We start from the raw sequence: 18,497 nt of genomic DNA, 5'->3' as shown, positions 1-18,497 counted from the left end.
AGGACGCGTAATGGCGGACGAACTCAAGGTCGACCCCGACGATCTCGACGGCAAGGCGACGCTGATCGAGGGGATTCCGTGGGGGAACGATCCCGCTGCGGTCCCGGTGGCAGACCCCGACAAGCTCACGCCGACAACCGCGTCGGTGCGGAATCTGATCAAGAACGCCGAGGCGCTCGGTGCCGAGCAGGAGTGGGGAAAGGGCGAAAGCCGGCGGCTCGCCGAAACCCTGCGCCTCGTCGGACAGGCCTATCGGACTGTCGATGAAGCATCGGCGGGAAACATCGACAACACCATTCCCGGTGGCACGTCGTCTCCGGCGTCGGCACCCGTCCCCGTGGGCGCCAATGCGACGCCGGCGCCACCTCCTCCCCCACCGATGGGCGTCTTCGAGGACGTCGCCGCCGACGGCGACATCCTGGACCCCATCGAAACCGATAACAAACTGATCGAAGGCGATCAGGCCGCGGCGCTGCGGGCCGCCGCGGCGCAGTGGAGCGGCAACGCCACCCGGCTGGCCGAGGCCTCGCTTCCGTTCGAGATCAAGATCCAGAACTGGGAGGGCGCGGCGGCCGAAGCCGCCTACGTGAAGTTCAAGTCGTTCGGGGGTTGGCTGCAAGCGTTGGCGGGCAAGTGGACTCAGCTGGCGGCGGAGGCCGAGAAGCTGGCGGTCGCGCATGATCAGGCGAAGACGGCCAACGCGCCGATCCGGGCCCAGTACGAAGCGCTGCAGACGCAGTTGATGTCCACACCGATGGACGGGGGCGCCCGACGTGCCGTGCAACTCCAGATGGAGCATCTCTACCAGGAGTCCGAGGCGATCCGCGAGACCTACGCGAAAGTGGGTCGACCCACGCCCGTGCAGCCGCCGCAACCGCGTCCCGACGCGGTGGCGCCGACCGCACCGGTGACACGGAACGGTGATCCCCGGCAGCGGGGCGCGGCGGCACAGACCGAGGACGAGGCCCGACGCACGACAGGGTCCGGCGCCGGGCAGGCGTCTGGGTCGGGCGGTCAGCAGCCGGGTGGGCAGCAGCCACCAGTGCCGCAGGAGGCGCCGATGTCACCCATGTCGGCGGCTGAACAGGCAGCGCAGAGCGGGCAACAGGCTGCACCCCAAGGAGGTTCGCAAGGCGGTTCACCGGGCGGTGGGTCCCAAGGTGGTGGCTCGCCGGGTGGGGGTTCTCCTGCGGGCGGAATGCCCAATGCCGGCAAGGGCGATCCCAAGCTGCCGAGTGATCCGAGTCTGAGGCCGGCTGCGGCGGCGCGCCGGCTCCCGAGGTGGAGGCGGTGGTGGTGGCGGTGGAATCCCCGCTACGCCAATGCAACCGGCGGTCACCGCGGAGACGGTGGCGCCGACACCGATCGTCCCGGCCGCGGCGGCAGGGCCGGGCGTCACCGGCGGCGCCGGCGGCGGCGCTGCCGGTGGGATGGCCGGCGGGGGGATGGCGCCGATGATGGGCGGAGCGCAGGGCTCCGGAACCGGTGAGAAGAAGCGCAATCCGCAGCTTTCACCGGATGAACCGCTCTACGTGGAGGACCGCCCGCACACCGAGCAGGTCATCGGGGTACGGCCACGACGGCGTGGTGGGGATGTCACGAAGAAGGGGGACCAGCAGTGACCGACGACATGCATCCGGAAGTGGCTGCGGTACTTCGCCAAGCGCGGCGGCTGCAAGCACTGATGGACGAGCAGCTGGACAAGATGGCGACGTCATCGTTCACGGCTTCCGATGAGAACGACACAGTCGAAGTGACGCTCAACGGCCACCAGTGGCTCAAGGACGTGTACATCGAGGACGGCCTGCTGCGTCTCGGCGCCGAGGAGGTCGAACAGCGAGTGAACCAGGCGCTGCACAAGGCGAGTGCCGAAGCGTCAGCGGCGATCGATGCCGACCGTGAGCGGATCGATGCGGTGGTCGCCGAGATCACGGCTGAGATCCCAGATACGGAGTAGCAGTGGCCGTGAATGTCTCGGTAATGCGGTTTTCGGGCGTGGGCACTGTGGCCATTAAAGGTACGAAATCAGCGACAGTTGGTTCGTCGTTCCTCTCGTACTCTGAATTGGACGACGGCTGATGCTCTACACAACGGGTCGCCAGCGACCCGAAAGGGGATTGGAGATGATCGGGCACCAACGGGATCGGGTCGCGTGACTATGCCGCCTCCCGGGGAATGGCCGCCGTCGCAACCTCCTCGCGAACCGCACGCTGATTCCTTCGGCGGGCCCCTTCCCACCACGGAATCGGACCAGCAGGTGGCCGCCTCTTGAGATTCGAGCATTAGCGGCAAGTGGGTCCTCGTCGGGCTTGCGGTGCTAGTCGTCGTCGTGCTGACGGTCGTCGCGACGATGCTTGTCGTCCGCGGCGACTCAGGCCCGGGGGGACCCGCAGTGGCTTCTTCCGTGCCGACGACTGCAATCGACAAGTCAGATATCGCTAGTGCCGGCGATGACGGCCCAGTCGACATCATTACCGAGGATGCTTCGTGCGCGTCGTGGGCGCCGATTTCGGAAACGTTCTCTGCACAAGCAGCCGATGGGTGGAACGATCGGGATCCGTCGGTTCCGGCATCAGATTGGACCTCCGACCAACGGAAACAGTACGAGGCGGTTGCGGATGCAATGCGAGTCGCCGCCGAAGGAGCTGTGGCATTAGCCAAGCTGACTCCCCACCGCGTGATGCGAGAGCTATACGAACAGTCAATTGCGTATTGGCGCGCTTATGCCGACTCGGTCTCAACTTACTCCCCTAACGACGACCACCTCGCGCGTGTAGCTACCGCCGCCTCGAATGCAATCGGGTACATATGCTCCGCCATTACATATGGCTCTGCTGCGTCGCGAGCACCGTTTGTCCTTCCGACGAGTCCACCCTTGAGTGTTGAAGCCCCGCAGGATCCGGCCCATCCCTCTCGGTACTTGACCGCTCCGCTGTCAGTTTGCAGTGCCTGGATTTCAGCTACTGAGGCATTCGATAGCGAGACCGCAGAATGGCTCGAATCAGATCCGAATATTCCCAGCTACCAGTGGTCACCTGAACAACGAGCAATATGGCAGAGGCTTCCCCTGCCCATGGGAGCCAGTGCAGGTGAGATGCAGAACCTGGGCGTACAGAGTCTGAATGCGACGTTCGGCGATTTTGCATCGCTATCCGCTCAGTACCGCAGGGCATTCGTGCAAGCGATCCCTAGTTATGTGCCAGCGGACGGCTATCTGGCGAATGCGGCAGCCGAGCTGGTCGCGGTCAACGGTCACGCTTGCCGAGCAGTCGGAGCTAATTGATGGGCATCGAAAAGATTGCAGGACTGTTCATCGACGAGATGACGGAGCCATCAGGGTGGCCGGATCTCGACGAAGACCTCCTTCATGCGCGTGCACAAGAAATGCTGCGTATCCGCAATGGCGTACACGCTGTTGCGACCGCCTGGCAGCAGCAGAATGTCCACATCTTCGACGAGGGTATTTGGTCTGGAAGTGCGGCGTCCGCCGGAGAGTCAGCTTCGCAGCAACGTGTCGCAGCTATGAGCGCTCTCAAAGACCATTGCGCAAAGGCGTATAGCTACTACGCCATGGTTGCCAGCCATATACAAAGCGTCAAGATTCAAGTCAACGGCAACCTGGCGATGGCGCAGACCGTAATCCAGGAGCTACTCGCGTCACCTGATTACTCCGAAGCGACAAAGAACGTGCTTATCAAGATGTACGTAGCTTGGCAAAACTCCGTTAATAGCACTGCTGTCAGCGGTGGAATTACGAACGTTGCGGACTTCTCTCATTACACTGCCCCACCGGCTTCGATCCCGGCACCACCAAGTCCGCCGTCACCCACCCAAACGCCAGCGCCACATACTCCAATTCAGATGTTTGCAAGCTCGAACGCCGGGGGCGCGGATCCCCGCGCTTACGTGCCCAGACCGGACGCGGTCCCGCCCGCCCAGAGAATTGCAGGCGGTCGAGGAGGTGATCCGGCGCCGTATCTTTCGCCGACCGAATCCTCTGCGTCAGCAGCTCCAGTGGCCGATGGTCGCGGACCCGGAGGCGCGAGCACCGTCGCGAGCACCGTCGCCAGCCCCAGCTCCCCCTCAAGCCCCTCCTCGCCGTCCAGCCCGCTAGGCGCCTCAAGTCCCTCTTCCGGCAGCCCAAGCTCCCCGTCGGCATCGTCCACAGCCAGCCCGTCTTCCGCCTCCGGCTCACCGACAACAGGCACCGCATCCCCCACCGGGGCGGCTGCCGGTCAGCCGGCCAGCGCAACCGCGCCGGCCGAGGCGGCGAAAGCCTCAAGGGCCACACCGATGCAGTCGTTCACCAACCAGGCGCCCCCACTCGCCTCGTCCGCCCCCGCCCCCGCCCAGGCGCCGGCGCCAACGCCTCCACCCAGCAGCCAACCGGCCGCAGCCGCTTCACCTTCGAGCGGCGCGGCCGCTGGCGGCGCAGGCGTTTCCGGCGGTGGCTCGGCAGGACCCGCACCCGTTGGCCCGCCCGCGTCGAGCGGTCCACCGGCAGCACCCCCGGTTCCGCTCGCTCCGCCGACCACCCCTGCCCCGCCCGCACCGCCTCCGCCAGCCGCTCCCGGCGCCGCTGCGGCCGGCCTGGGCCCGGGAGTCGCGCCCATGTCGACCGCGAACACCAACGCCACCGCAGCCGCGCCGATTCCGGTGTCCGCAGCCCGCGCCGAACGGGACGCGATCGCGTCCGCATCCACCGCAGCGGCTCTGCGCCGCAAGACCAACGGCAGCGACCCGCTGCAGCAGGCCCGCCACGTCGGCGCAGCACTCAATGTCGGCGTCATGGATTTCGGCTTCTACTGGGTCACCGGCGTCACCACCGACGGCACGATCGTCGTCGCCAACAGCTACGGGCTGGCCTACATCCCCGAGGGAGTCCACCTGCCTGATCAGGTACGGATGGCCACCGCCGACGAATCGATCCCCGCCGCCGAACGCGCACAATGGGCCACCTACCCGATCTTGGCTGTGCAGAGCTGGGCCCACCATCACAACCACCAGCTGCGCGCGATCGTCGCCACCGAAGATCAGTTCGCCAACTTCGATCCCGGCGTCGCCAAGATCATCCTGACCCAGGACGACATTCCTGACACCGGCCTGACACACGGCCGCAGCCGCCTGGAAGTGATCTCACCGGCTGCGGCACAACAACTCAGCGCTGTCAGCGATTTCGGCCTCAACGACCTGCTGCCACCAGCCGGCACCGACATCGCAGCCCCCGCCGACGACACCGCACGGCTGTGGTTCGAAGTGGCCAAACCGCTCATGAGCACCAACCCCCAGCGCAGCGTCCCTCACCTGAAAGCGTTCATCGCCTACGCCGCCCATGCTCAGGAGCTCGCGCTCTACCACGCCCACACCTCACCTGAGCCGGCGGATCAACGCCGGGCCATCGCCAACTGGGTGTACTGGCAGCACCTCGAAGTCCTCATCGCCGACGCCGTCGGCGCCGATTCCCCCGTGTAGGTACCGTCGGTGGAGATGACTCAGCCGAGACGTCTCAACCCAGTACTCCTGGCAGGCGCCCTCCTCGCAATCGTCGGCCTCGTGGTCGCGACACTGTGGATCTCGGATCGCGATTCCGCCCCACCGCCCCCGCCTGCAGCACCGGCACCTCCGCCTGGCCCGACGGTCGACGCCGCCGAGTTCGCGAGCGCACGGGACGAAGACCCGGTCTCCATCGTCACCGAGGAACCCACCTGCCCGGAATGGGAACGGGTCACCGCCGCGCTGAACACCGAACTCGGCAACGGCTGGCACCGGCGTGACGCCGCGATTCCCGGCAGCGAGTGGACACCGGAGCAGCGCCGGCAGTTCCAGGCGGTCGCCGCCGCGATGCGAGAGGCCGCGGACAGGACTGTTCCCCTGGCCAAGCAGACCCCCCACCGCGTCATGCGCGAGCTGTACGAACAGTCCATCGCCTACTGGCACGCCTACGCCGACGCCGTCGATGACTACCGCCCCGCGGCAGACCAGTTGGCGCTGACCGCGACCAGTGCCGCTGACGCGATCCGGTCGATCTGCGCCGCAATCGATTTCGGGGCGGCAGCCGATCGTTCTGGCCTGGTCTTGCCAGGTCCTCCCCCGGTTCCGGAAGGCCCGCTGGCCGACCCGGACCGGCCGCCCCGATTCATCGCCGGCCCTTCGGCCTTCTGCGACGAATGGACCGCGATGGTGATCGACTACGACGCGCAGACCCGCGAATGGCGTGACCGGCACGACCCGAATGTGCCTGCCTCGCAGCGTCCTCCGGAGCTACGTGAACTCGGCGACAAGACCGCCCGCATCATGCAGCAGAACGCCGATCAAGCTCAGCTACTCGGGTTGCTCAGCGGCAATCTGATCGCCGCCGACTTCGCCGCCCTGTCGTCTCACTACCGGCGCGCCTTCGCCCTGGCGCTCCCGAGCTACGGTCTGCCGGACACCCATCTCGACGACGCTGCTTCACGGTTGCAATCCCTGACCGACCACGCCTGCCGAGCTGTCAGGAGGTAGTCACCGAGGCACCGGGATGTCGACCCCGTCGAGGGTCGCGCCGGATGCCTCGTCGGTGACGTCGTACCTGTCGGCCGCACTGCGCAGATCCGCGCCGTAGGTGCGCGCTTCGCCGGCAGCCCTGGTCATCTCGTCGGCGATGGTGGTCTGCGCCGCGCGACATGCCGCGGCGGTCTGCGACTGCGGCACACCGGCAGCGGCGTCGCCCAGCGGGGCGTCTGCCTGCATGCCCGCCATCTGGTCGCCGGCACAGGCGAAGTCGCCGCCCACCCGACGCAGCACGCTGGTGTCGACTTCGAGTGGAGCGGTCATAGATCGATCCTGTCGTCCTGTTCCGCGGCACGATGACGGCCGTGACGTTCGTCGCCCTCGTCGGACTTCTCGGTGGCCTCCGGCGCACGCTCGGCATCAGGCTCCGCCGCGGCGGCACCCTCCGATATCGGTGCGCCATCGACCGTGCCGGTGTGCTCGCCGTCGCCCTGACTGAACTGACCCACCATCTGCTGCACCTGTTGCCCGGCCTGCTGGGCGCCCTGCATGACACCCTGCGGCACTGCGGCCACCGCTCCCATCGCCTGCATCGGCATCTGCGCCATCTGCCCCACCATCTGCATGGGTGAGCTCATCGTCTGTCCCGCCGAGCCGGCGCCGCCGACGGCCGAGGCCGGGCCCGCGCCGCCGGAACCCGTTGCGGGCGCCTCCGGAACGTTCTGCATCTGCTGAGTGATGTTGGCACCGTTGCGGGCGTCGGTGGCCGCATACGCCTGGGCGGCGTTGACCACGTTCTCCGCGGTGGTCGTCGCCTGCGCCTTGATGAATGGCAGCTGGGTCATGATCGGCGTCTCGATCGCCGGAATCTGTCCGATGATCGCCGCCGACAACGGGTCCGCCCCGACCGGCATGAACGGGTCCGGCGCCTCCGGCAGTTGCTCCGCCGAACTCGACAGCGCGTTACCGGCCGCGCTGAGCGCCTCGGGATCAACCGAGAGCGGTGGAGGGGTGCCGCCTGTCGTCATATCGCGTCCTAGAACCGTAGGTTTCGCAGCACGTCGTACACCCCGGCGATCCACAGCAGCATCGGGATCACCGCGGCGATGGTCGCCCCGTCCAACAACTCGAGGATCCGCTTCGTCACCGGCGAGATCCTGCGCACACCGTCACTGGCACCGACGATGATCATCGCCACCAGCGCCAGCGCCGTGTACCCGGCCAGCAGCAGCCCAGCCTTGTCGGGGTACCAGAGGCACAGTCGCACCGTGATCCCCGTCGGGATCGCCACCGCCGCCGCCATCAGCGCCCACGCACACCATCGCTCGGCGTAGAGCCGCGACCGGAAGCCACACAGCATCGTCACCAGCCCGGCGACGACCATGCTGTGCACGAAGAAATGGCCCTGCACGATCACGGCGACCGAGCCGACCGCCAGGATCAGGGCGCCCGCGCTGAGGAACCCGATCAGCAAGCGCTTGGCCAGGCGGCTGCGCTCGGTGAGCCGGGCCGCCGAACTGGGCACCGACGCGATGATCGCCTGCCATGTCTCGGATTCCTCCGAGGCATCGATGGTCGTCACCGGATCCAGCAGCTCGTCGTTGGTCACCGTCTCCCCCGGCGCCGGGATCGGCGGCAGCGCGATCCGCGCCACGGCCACCGTCAGCTTCGCCGCGTTGGTCACCACGATCAGCCCGAAAGCGATGGCCCCCGGCGGAACCCAGTCGTTCCAGCCGTAGCCGAACGCGGCGGCGGCGATCGTCAACGCCAGTGCGACGACCGCGAGGAACGCCGCGACCTCCGCCCGCCGACGCGGACCGCCACGGGTGCCCAGCACCAGCAACAACACCAGCGCGGCAGCGCCGGCGACCTGCGGCGCCCCCAGGGAAGTCACTCCCTCCGGCAGCGGTACCGCCAACACCACGGCCCCCGTGAGGGTGACGATCGACGCCACCAGCAGGCTCTCGGCCATGTTCACGTTGTCGAACCGCTTCTGCGCCAGCGTGCTCGCGCCCATCAGCACGATGCCCAGCACCCCGAGCGCCACCGCCCACCACCAGTCGCGGCCGGTCGACGCCCAGGACAGCACCGCCACCACGGTGATCATCGCGGCGGTCAACGGCAGCGCGAGGCCGACGAACCGGTACAGCGCGCCCCGGTCGAACTCGGGGGTCTCGTCGAGCACCGCGATCGCGTCGATCACGTCCTCGACCAGTGGCCGGTACCGCTCGGTGCGGCTCACCGATACGACGGTCAGCAGCGATCCGTCGACCACGCCAGCGTCATCGAGGGAGTCGGTCAGCTTGATCGGCGGCGCCCCCGGCCGCGCGAACGACCATACGCCCTGGGCCTTGAAGTCGAAGCCGGCCAACACATCCTGAGGCGTGTCGGCGAGGATGTCGGCCAGCACCGACACCGACTCGTCGACGTAGGTCTCGATCGGTGCGGCCGAGGGCAGCACCAGATCGGTCATCCGCCGGCCGGTCAGGATCGTGACACGGGTGGTCGACGGGCGCCCCGGGGCGGTGCCCGACGACGTCGCAGGGGCTACCGTTGCGGTCAACGCCGCTCGAGCCTGTCGAAGTCGTCGGACAGCGCCGCGGCGAGCTCGACGATCCTGCGGTGGAAGGTCTTGCCGAGCAGCCCGAGCTGGATCTCGGTGCCCGACGCGATGTGCTTGTCGTGCGGCAACACGATCACCCGGCCCGGTGACACGTGCCGCTCGAACTGCTGCACGAGGTCCTCGACGTCGATGTTCGGCTTGGCCGGGGTCACGTGGTTGATCACCACGCATGACCGGCCGAGCAGATCCTGATATCCGTTCTGGCGCAACCAGTCCATCGTGATCGCGGCCTGGCGCGCGCCGTCGATCGACGCGCTCGCCACGATCACCAGGCCCGACACCGTGGACAGCACACCGCGCGCGCCCGGCTGGAACAGCCCGGCGCCGCAGTCGGCGAGAACGAGGTTGTAGTAGCGCGAGACGATCTCGGTCGCGGCACGCCAGTCCTCGTCGTTGAACTCACGCCGGGCCGCGCTGTACTCGTCGGAGGACAGCACCTCCAGGTTCGCGGAGTTCATACTCGTGTAGGCGCGAATATCGTTGTAGCGCTTCAGCTCTTTGTCCGACAGCAGGTCCGCGATGGTCGCCGCCGACTGGCGGCCGGCGCGATCGGCGAGGTTGCCGCCGTCCGGGTCGGCATCGATGGCCAGAATCCGGTCTCCGCGGATGTCGGACAGCGCCGATCCCAGCGCGACCGTCACCGCGGTCTTGCCGACGCCGCCTTTGAGGCCGAAGACACCGATGTGGTAGGAGTCGCGGGCGTTGCGCCGGATCCTGGTGTGCAGGTCGAGTTCGTAGAGTTCGTCCGGCGACAGACCGAGGTTGATCCGGGTCATCACGTAAAGCCAGTGCCGCCAACCCCGTTGGGACGGCATCTTGATCGCGGACCGCACCCCGACATGGGACAGGGCGTCGATCGCCCGGTGGTTGCCCATCGCGGCAGCCGACGTCGGCGCCGCCGCGTGTCGCGGGTCGGTGTTCTCGCCGTAGAACTGCGACGGCGACGGCGACGGGGCCGGGGCCGGGGCCGGACGCTGCGCGGGCGCCGGCATCGGGCGCTGCTCGTGGCGGGCACCGGTGTGCGGTGCCGACTGCGGAGCCCGCATCATCCCGTTGTTGGGAACGCGCTGTTGGGGGGTCGCCTGCGGAGGCGGTTGCACGTCGCTGACCTGGCTCATCACCTCGGTCTGCCAGGACGGTGGCGCCTGCGCGGTCTGGGTACGCGGAGCCGCCGCCGGCATCGGCGGCGGGGTGGCGTCGCCGTTGGGTGCATTCCCCGGGGGGACAGCGGCGTCGCGCCCGGGTTCCTCGTCGGCCGGTCGGACGGCATCCGGGGAGTGGAAGAGCCGGTCATAGTCGGCCGACATGTGTACCTCTCAAAGGGTTCTGGGATGAGGCGGGCCGTGCACGCGGTGGGCGATCACGGCCCGGGGGCCGGTCGCCCACCGGCGTTGCGCAGCGATTAAGTGAACATTCCCGTCACGGTCTGCTCGGTGCCGCCCATGTCGACACCGGAGTCGCGCACTGCGTGCGCCAGGCTCTGCAGGGCCAGGTTCAGTTCTTCGGAGTTCTGGTTCCAGCGCTGCTGCACGGCCTCGTAGGACATCGCGCCGTCGCCACGCCAGGTGCCTTGCAGCCGGTTCAACGCGCCCTGCCCCTCGGCGAGCAGGCCGTTGACCTTGCCCACGGCCGCGCTGATCTCACCGGAATCGGCTTCGATGCCGGCGAAGTTGTAGTTGATCGAGCCTCCGCTAGTCACAATGGTTCTCCTTGAGTTTGTGGGTGTGGTCTACAGGACGTTGCTCATCGAGGCCGCAACGCGCGAGGAGTTGTCGGCGTCGGTGGCTTCGTACTTGGTGCCGCTGATCTGGATGTTCTGCGAGATGTCCGTGAGCAGACGGATCTGCTGATCGGAGGCCTCCTGGTAGCGCAGCAACGCGGCCTGCGCCGCCCTGCCCGCATCCGGGGTGTCCATGTTGACTGCGAGAGCTGCAGCAGTCGACTCGACCTGCCCGCGAACGGCGGTGAGCTCGCCCGCGATCCTGTCGAATGTCCCCGCCTCTGTGGCTAACGACGCAACATCTGCCTCAAGTGCCATGTGCTGACCTTCCCTCTGTTACCGGCTTTTCGGTTTCCCCTGTGCTCTCGCCCGTCGGGCGAGCCCTCCCGACCCAGGTGGCCGGTAAGTCTGTGGTGGACGACTACCAGTCGTCGTCTTCGTCTTCGCCGAGGTCGTGCTCCAGCGGAGCGGGCGCGTTCAATCCCGGCTTGTTGCCGCCGCTCTTGCCGCGCTGGCCGAGCATTCCCATCGGTCCGCCGCCGCCCATCCCGCCGCCCGCGGCCATCGGCGCCAGCCCGCCCGCGGCGCCCGTTCCGGCGCCCGCGCCGACCGCCACCGGGCTCAGCGTCGGCTGCAGCCCCGAACCGACGAGGTTCGACATCAGCGGGGTGCGCGCCGCCGTGCCACCCGCTCCGGGCAGCGACGCCGCCCGTACCAGTCCGGCTCCGGTCGCCGCGCCGTTCCCTCCGATGGCCGGGTGATTGGAAAACGGTGTCGCGCCGACCATGCCGATCTGTCCGCCCTTGTCGCCGCCCAGTCCTCCCATCTGGCCGAACAGCGACGACATCTGCTGCAGCGGCTGCGTGAGCTGCTGGAAGGGCTGGGTGACGCCCTGCATCATCTGCTGGGGCAGCTGCCCCAGGGTGGAGCCGAGCTGGGACACCATCTGCATGCCCTGCTGCGGGGCCTGTTGGAGAACCCGGCCCTGCTCTGCCTGGGAGCGGCCCTGATTGGCGGCCTGATGCAGCGTCCCCTCGATCTTGCCCGCCTTCTGGTTGAACTCGTCCAGCTTGCCCACGCTGCTCACCTTCGTGAACGTCGCGTTGCGGACGACAGCACCCGCCACCCCGGGGGCCGCCGCCCCGGAAAGTCCGGTCGCCATCGCGGCCTGCGCACCGCCCGGAAGCACGATGGGTTTCGGCGGCGCCACCGGTTCGAAGGTCGAGTTGAGCATGGTCTCGGTCTCGTAGGCGGTCATCACCGCGGCGGCCTGGTTCCACATCCGGACGTAGTCGGCCTCGTTGACCGCGATCGGAACGGTGTTCACCCCAAGGAAGTTCGTCGCATTCAGGACCGCGTTGGTGACGTGGTTGACCTCGATCTCGGGCAACTGCGGGGTGCCGGTCGCCGCGGTGGTCCATGCCGTGGCCTGGGCCGACGCCTGGACGGCACGCTTGTGCGCCTGCAGCGACAGCATGCGCAGCCACATCACCATCGGCATCGTCGCGGTGACGGCCCGTTCGCTGCCCATGCCCTGCCACATCTGCGCCAGTGAGGCCAGGCTGGAGGACAGCTCGTCGGCCTGCGTCTCCAGCGAGATCGCAAACGCCTCCCAGCCCGCCGCCGCCTGCAGCATCGGCACCGCGCCGGCGCCTGCCTGCAGGCGCGACGTGTTGATCTCGGGCGGGAACGCTCCCCAGATCGGTGGGATGGGAATGCCGATGGCAGCCATGACTCAGGGAACTCGACTCAGATCAGCGTCGCGCCGTTCGCGGCGTCGACGGCCTGATAGACCCCGCCGATCTCGATCACCGCCGCGCCGGCGCGCGCGATCTCCTCCTGTGCCAGCGCGTTGATACCGAGGGTCTGCACACCTTCGGCAGCGAAGGTGACCGCTGCCGCGGCTGACACCTCGTCGGCACCTGCCGGAGCCAGCGCACTGACCTGGGCCGTCGCACCGGTGCCTGTCGCCAGACCGCGGGCCCCGTTGGCGGTCACCTGACCCCCGACGCCGATAGCGGCGGGATTATGACTTAATGGCTGCATTTGCTGTTACCTCGCTGGTCTAAACACATGGATGTATTTAGTTCACGGGTATCGACAGTGATACCCAGCAGGGATGCTTTTTGACCCCCCCGATAAAAATGGCCATTCGGCCGCTTCTCCGTTTGCTGGAAAAGTACTTCCCAATATTAACCGCCGTCAGAGGGTGCTCGACGCACTTATTCCTCCGGGGGATCCACATACGCCGCCTGGATCACTTCCTTCACATCCGGCGTCACGTAGAACGCCTGGCCAGGGGGTCTTTTCTTGACCACGATCTCGCGTGACGGAAAATCCTGCTTCTCCCCGGACAGGAACATCGTGGGGCTGCCCGCGCCGTAGGCGGTCCCGACGAACTTGTCCATCGTCGCCCGGCTGGCCTGGCTCATCTGGCAGGTCACCACCAGATGCAGCCCGATGTCGGCGGCCGCAGGCAGCAACGGTGCCAGCGGGGCCATCGGCGACAGCATCCCGCCGGCGGCGGTGATCATGTGCCAGTCGTCGACCAGGAGCACGACGTCCGGTCCGGACCACCACGATCGCTGCCGCAGCTGCGACGGGGTGAGGTCTGTCGGCGGCAGTCGCTTCACCAGGTTCGTGACCAACGCCTTGATCGACTCCTCCAGCACGCTGTGGTTGCGGTTGATCCCGCCCGCTGGCAGCAGATGCGTCTCGGGCACCGCCTCCAGCAGACCGGACCGGTAGTCGGCGACCATGAACCGCACCTGCTGCGGGCTGTTCCGGGCACAGATCGCCCGAGCGATCGCGTGCGCGATGGTCGTCTTGCCGGATTTGGCCGCACCGAAGATGAGGTGGTGGGGCGTGGTGTGCATCGGGTTGTGCGCCACCGTCAGGTCGGATTCGCGCACCCCGACCGGAATGGTCCAGCGGGTGCGGTAATCCGCCTCCGGCCCCGGCGGATTCGGATCCAGTTCCCGCAGATGTATCCGGCTGGGCAGCACCCGCACCCGGGGCGCTTCCTCGGTGTGCCGCGCGGAGATCTCCTTGACGGCGGCCGACATCGCCGGAACCAGCGCTTCGGCACTGTGCATCCCGTCGAGGCGGGGCACCCCGATCATCAGGTGGTGCTTCTCGGTCGACACCGCCCGACCGGGACGGTTGATCGGGATCTCGCGGGTGATCCGGTCGATCTGGGTCTCGTTGACATCGCCCAACCGGAACTCGATTTTGGTGCCCAGGTAGTCGCGCACCCGGGCGCGCAGCTCGGTCCACCGCGGCGTGGAGATCATGGTGTGCACGCCGTAGGCCAGTCCCTGCCCGGCGATGTCCTGGACAGTGGCCTCGAGGTCGGGGAACTCGGCGGCGAACGCGGGCCACCCGTCGATGACCAGGAACACGTCACCGAACGCATCCGCGGACACGGGGTGCTCGGGATCCTCGCGCATCTGCCGGTAGTCGGCCATCGATCCGACCCGGTACTGCTTGAACGTCTGCTCACGTTGCCGCAGCACCGCTTTGACCTCGGCGACCACCCGGTTGACGCGGTCCGGCTCGGCGCGGGTGGCCACCCCGCCGACGTGCGGCAGATCCTCGATGTACATGAGACCGCCGCCGCCCATGTCGACGCAGTAGAACTGGATCTGACGCGGGGTGTGCGACGCCGCGGCCGACAGGATGAAGGTCTGCAGCAGCGTCGACTTGCCGGTCTGCGGTGCGCCGCCAACCGCGATGTTGCCCGCGGCCGTGGTGATGTCGATCCCCCACACTTCCTGCCGGTGCCTTCGCGGCTCATCCATGATGCCCAGTCCGATGCGCAGTGGGCGGCGTTCGTAGTCGCGGGCGATGAGCTCGTTGACCGGGGTGGGGTCGGCCAACGGAGGCAACCACATCCGGTAGGCGTGGTTGTCCCCGGTGGTCAGCTGCTCGAGGACGACCTCTCGCAGGACCTTCTGTCCTGAGTCGACGGTCATCGGCCCACGCTCGCATCCAGGATCGGCGCCGTGGTGAAGCGGTGGATGCGGATGTTCCGGTCTGCGTGGTTCTTCGGCGCCTCGTCGGCCCCCGCGTCGACGACGGCGGGGACGTAGGGATTGCCGGTGTAGACGCTCTGGAACTTCACCGGGTCCTCCATGCCGATCCGGAGGAAGCCGACACCGCTCTCCTTGTTGGTGATGTACTGCGCCTCCGGGGTGCCGATGACCGCCTTGGACTCGGCAGAACTGGTGGTGCGCAGCGCGATCCGGTAGGTCAGGTTGGGTTCCAGCTTGTCGATGCGGGTGCCGCCGGTGTTCAGGGACTGCGTCGCCAGCAGCAGGTGCACGCGCAGCGAGCGACCCACGCGACAGATCCGGTCGAACAGCTGGATGAAGTCGGGGTGGTTCTGCAGCAATTCCGCGAACTCGTCGACCACCACGAAAAGGGTGGGCAGCGGCGGTAGATCGGCGCCGCGCTCGCGGTGCTTCTCGTACTCGGCGACGCCGGACAGCGCACCCGCCGCACCGACCTGCATGCCGGCCTGCCGCAGGATGGACTGCCTGCGGTCGAGCTCGCCGGTGAGTACCTCACCCATGCGGCTGACCAGTTCGGCCTCTTCCTCCATGTTGGTGACCACCGCGGCGGTGTGCGGCAGCTTCTCCATGCCGAGGAACGTCGACCCGCCCTTGAAATCTGTCAGCAGCAGGTTGATCTGGTCGGGGTGGTGGGTGGCGGCCAGCGACAGGATCAGCGTGCGGAGGAACTCCGACTTACCCGAACCTGTGGTGCCGATGAGCATTCCGTGCGGGCCTGCGCCGAACTCGGCGCCCTCCTTGATGTCCAGGTACATGACGTCGCCGGTCTTGAGTTCGTGGCCGAACGGGATCCGCAGCCGGTCCCGGTCGGTGTCGGTGAACATCCGCCAGCGTGCGGGAGTGACCTCCTCCACCGACTGTGCGCCGACGATCTCGTGCCATTCGGTGGCGACCTTCTTCTGGACCCGGGTGCCCTTGTCGATGATGGTGCCGGTGATCGACCACCCGGCGAGCTTGCGGGCCACCCGCTCGGCCTGTCGCGGCGTCATCCCGTCCACCTGGCCGGCCACCTGGCGAAACGATGCGCCGGGCAGCTTGTCGTCGGCGGTGCCGTCCTCGTTGACCCGGATCCGGTAGGCCGAGCGGTGGTTGCCAAGGGTGAGGACGGTGACACCGGAGCGTCCGTCCATCGGGAATCCGGCTCTGCCCCCAGTCAAGTCGACTACGACGACGTACGGCCCGCTCGGCGCGGCATCCGCGGTGTGCGGACCGCGGGCGGCGAGGTCGCTCAGCGCGTCGGGCCGCGTGAACACCATCCGGGTGGTGCCCGCGGCGTCGGTGTCGGACTGGTGCTGCAGGTGCGGCAGCCACTTCAACCACGCCCACCCCGGATCTTCGGGATTGTCGGTCAGCACCCGCATCTGCAGCATGTCCGGCGGATGGAACACCGCCAGGTGACAGATCATCGCCCGGAGGAGCGCCGACGATCCCTCCAGGTCTCCACCGACGGCGATCGTCGGGAAGGTCTTCAGCTGCACCAACTTCGGGCAGTCGTGGATCAGTCCGTGGGTGCGCAGAAACTTGGTGACCCACATGTGGCTGACGGGTTCCAGGTGCGGCTGCGGCGCGCCGGCCGGTCCGGCCAATTCGGCCCCGACGGCCGGTTTGAGCAACCGGTCCACAGCGGGTTCGGAGCCGAGCCCCACGCGCGTCGCGGCGTAGAAGTCGTGGTTGGACGGGCGTGACCACTGCCGGTGGGTCCCGACGATCGACAACAGATCGTCGGGATGGGGCGCGTGGTAGTTGAAGAACGTCACCTGCGCGGACGCCGACGACGTGACCCTGTTGCGCAGACCCGCCAGGTAACGCAGGTACTCCTTGCGGTCGGCGTTGATCTCGGGCACCTTCTTGCCGCCGCTACCGCCGCCGGCCATCATGCCGACCGCGCCCATCACCACCATCATCGGCATCATCAGCATGTACGGCGAGAAGTTCCGCAGCCCACCGAAGATCAGGATCGCGATCATGCCGAGCATGCACCCGCCCATCACCCAGGGCAGCGCCTTCTGCATGCCCGAAGGCGGGATGTCGACGCCGAGATCCTCAGGTGGGGTCACGTTGATCTCACCCGGGGTCAGACGCGGACCCCGTTTGATGATCGGGGTGAACTTGCGTGTGGTCATCCTCCGCCTCCGTTGCCTGCTCCCACGACGGCGGGACCGCCCCCGGCCCGACGCGGATTCGGGTTCGCCGGCAGCGTGTCGTGTTCGACGAGCGCCGCCTGCTGGGAGAGCACCGGGCCGTCGACGAGCAGGCCGACCACCTGCCACGGCGCGGTGCGCGGCGCCGACAGCCCGAGTTTGGCCGCGGTCTCCTCGTCCGGCAGTCCGTACCGCACTCCCTGCGGGTCGATGTAGTACAGGTTTTCGCCGTACCGCGGATCCGGCGACTGCAGCCGGATGTACTGACCCCCGGAGATGTACACGGTCGCGTCACCGGTGATCTGGTCGATGCCGGTGGACAGGGCCGTCGCGGGCAGAGGCAGCCGGCGGCCGGCGATCACCGTCATCGTCGGCGACTGGTCGCCCGCGACCCGCTGCCACGTCCAGCACAGCGTCGGAACCTCCTGGCGCACCAGCATTTCCATCGCAGTGTCAGGCAGCGGCGAGTCATACACCTGCTCCGGGATTCGGGCCACCGCGCTGGCTTCCATCGACGGCGGCTCGATCAGTCCGTACGAGTTGGTGGCACGCAGCGCGGCGGCGGTCGTGTTGTTGACCTTCGCCACCCCGTTGGGCAACACCACGTGATGCTGCTCGTCGGAGTCGGTGACGGTCACGAACACCGAACCGACCACCAGCTCCGGGGGCAGGCCCACCGAGTTCGGGGTGCCGCCGGCCGGGATGGCGGGCAGCCGCCAGGGGCCCGCGTCGGGCAGCGCGTTGAACAGGCCTTCCGAGATCGGCGTTGATCGCGCGGTCACCGGGATGCCCACCGCGGACGTCACCGCCCGGTCGGCCATGTCGACGAGGTGGCGCCCGGTCTCGGTGACCAGCCAGTCCTGGTTCTTGAACGAGACCAGCATGCCCTGCCCGGAAGTCATCGCGGCGACGGAGGCATCGAGTGCCAGCGGGGTGATCAGCACCGAGGACTTCACGGCCGGGGCCACGCTGTCGGGCTTGATGACGGTGTCACACACCGACCACTGCGAATCCGCGGACGCGCTGACCGGGGTGGCGTAGGGCGCGCCGGGGATGCCGACCGGCGGCCCCTTCGGCATCTTGTCCAGTTCCTCCGACTTGACCGCCACCGGCGTCTTCCCGTCACCGAGGATCAACCGCGCCGAGGTCAGGTTGTAGGCGGGCCGGAGCTGGTTACCGTCGGGCAGCATGAGGTAGAGCTGGTTGGTGGTGCGATCCACCAGAAGGGTGTCCCCGCCACGCTTTCCGAGGGGTTTGAAGTACGCGAGCAGGACCGCGCCGAGGCAGATCAGGATGGCGATGATGATTCCCGCCGACACCGCCCGGCTGTAGAACTGCAGCGGGTCGTCGAACATCCGCGTGTCGCGCCGCACGATCGCGTGCTCGAGCCGGCGCAGCAGGAAGCGCCAGCCGCTGACCTGCACCTTGGTGGTGAGCCGGAATCCCGCCAT

At 67.8% G+C, this 18,497-nt stretch carries 16 protein-coding genes; 5 read left to right on the top strand and 11 right to left on the bottom strand.

Going from position 1 to position 18,497, the window contains the following annotated elements; all coding sequences use genetic code 11:
* The first annotated feature begins 10 nt into the window (after window positions 1-10).
* From C6A87_RS00680 to C6A87_RS00660, 5 genes are all read left to right on the top strand, one after another.
* Entirely contained in the window at window positions 11-1,489 is a 1,479-nt protein-coding gene (locus tag C6A87_RS00680) for a PPE domain-containing protein (protein ID WP_311115517.1), read from the top strand.
* A 129-nt stretch (window positions 1,490-1,618) separates the two neighbouring features.
* Window positions 1,619-1,957, top strand: coding sequence for a YbaB/EbfC family nucleoid-associated protein (locus C6A87_RS00675; RefSeq protein WP_311115516.1), 339 nt, complete (start codon window positions 1,619-1,621; stop codon window positions 1,955-1,957).
* Between the two features lie 435 nt (window positions 1,958-2,392).
* On the top strand, window positions 2,393-3,283 hold the full coding sequence (locus tag C6A87_RS00670) for a hypothetical protein (RefSeq protein WP_311115515.1): 891 nt from the start codon (window positions 2,393-2,395) through the stop codon (window positions 3,281-3,283).
* Between the two features lie 1,328 nt (window positions 3,284-4,611).
* Entirely contained in the window at window positions 4,612-5,472 is an 861-nt protein-coding gene (locus C6A87_RS00665; protein WP_311115514.1) for a secretion protein EccK, read from the top strand.
* Window positions 5,473-5,553: 81 nt separating this feature from the next.
* Complete coding sequence (locus C6A87_RS00660) at window positions 5,554-6,501, top strand: hypothetical protein (RefSeq protein ID WP_311115513.1); 948 nt, start codon at window positions 5,554-5,556, stop codon at window positions 6,499-6,501.
* On the opposite strand, the gene C6A87_RS00655 is transcribed toward C6A87_RS00660, so the two are convergent.
* The 11 genes from C6A87_RS00655 to eccB all read right to left on the bottom strand — a co-directional run bounded on the left by C6A87_RS00655 (window position 6,502) and on the right by eccB (window position 18,497).
* Window positions 6,502-6,813 (bottom strand): type VII secretion target, encoded by a 312-nt coding sequence (locus tag C6A87_RS00655; RefSeq protein WP_311115512.1) that lies wholly within the window; start codon window positions 6,811-6,813, stop codon window positions 6,502-6,504.
* Window positions 6,810-7,517, bottom strand: coding sequence for a hypothetical protein (locus C6A87_RS00650; protein WP_311115511.1), 708 nt, complete (start codon window positions 7,515-7,517; stop codon window positions 6,810-6,812). Before C6A87_RS00650 ends, C6A87_RS00655 begins: the two co-directional genes overlap by 4 nt.
* Before the next feature lie 8 nt (window positions 7,518-7,525).
* Entirely contained in the window at window positions 7,526-9,052 is a 1,527-nt protein-coding gene (gene eccD, locus C6A87_RS00645) for a type VII secretion integral membrane protein EccD (protein WP_311115510.1), read from the bottom strand.
* On the bottom strand, window positions 9,049-10,419 hold the full coding sequence (locus C6A87_RS00640; RefSeq protein WP_311115509.1) for a MinD/ParA family protein: 1,371 nt from the start codon (window positions 10,417-10,419) through the stop codon (window positions 9,049-9,051). Before C6A87_RS00640 ends, eccD begins: the two co-directional genes overlap by 4 nt.
* Before the next feature lie 95 nt (window positions 10,420-10,514).
* Window positions 10,515-10,811, bottom strand: coding sequence for a WXG100 family type VII secretion target (locus C6A87_RS00635; protein WP_311115508.1), 297 nt, complete (start codon window positions 10,809-10,811; stop codon window positions 10,515-10,517).
* A 30-nt stretch (window positions 10,812-10,841) separates the two neighbouring features.
* Window positions 10,842-11,150: a WXG100 family type VII secretion target gene (locus C6A87_RS00630; protein ID WP_040541398.1), complete on the bottom strand. Its 309-nt coding sequence runs from the start codon at window positions 11,148-11,150 to the stop codon at window positions 10,842-10,844.
* 103 nt (window positions 11,151-11,253) lie between these two features.
* Window positions 11,254-12,564 (bottom strand): PPE family protein, encoded by a 1,311-nt coding sequence (locus C6A87_RS00625; protein WP_311115507.1) that lies wholly within the window; start codon window positions 12,562-12,564, stop codon window positions 11,254-11,256.
* A 17-nt stretch (window positions 12,565-12,581) separates the two neighbouring features.
* A complete protein-coding gene (locus tag C6A87_RS00620; RefSeq protein WP_311115506.1) occupies window positions 12,582-12,878 on the bottom strand; it encodes a PE family protein in 297 nt (98 codons plus the stop codon).
* A 176-nt stretch (window positions 12,879-13,054) separates the two neighbouring features.
* A complete protein-coding gene (gene eccCb, locus C6A87_RS00615; protein WP_311115505.1) occupies window positions 13,055-14,806 on the bottom strand; it encodes a type VII secretion protein EccCb in 1,752 nt (583 codons plus the stop codon).
* On the bottom strand, window positions 14,803-17,028 hold the full coding sequence (eccCa, locus tag C6A87_RS00610) for a type VII secretion protein EccCa (RefSeq protein ID WP_311115504.1): 2,226 nt from the start codon (window positions 17,026-17,028) through the stop codon (window positions 14,803-14,805). The genes eccCb and eccCa overlap by 4 nt, the downstream gene beginning before the upstream one ends.
* Window positions 17,025-18,497: a type VII secretion protein EccB gene (gene eccB, locus C6A87_RS00605; protein ID WP_311115503.1), complete on the bottom strand. Its 1,473-nt coding sequence runs from the start codon at window positions 18,495-18,497 to the stop codon at window positions 17,025-17,027. Before eccB ends, eccCa begins: the two co-directional genes overlap by 4 nt.

The sequence above is a fragment of the Mycobacterium sp. ITM-2016-00317 genome (assembly GCF_002968295.1).
Classification (GTDB): domain Bacteria; phylum Actinomycetota; class Actinomycetes; order Mycobacteriales; family Mycobacteriaceae; genus Mycobacterium.
The sequence above is the reverse complement of the archived record's forward strand: the minus strand, read 5'-3'. Positions and strand labels throughout refer to the sequence as shown.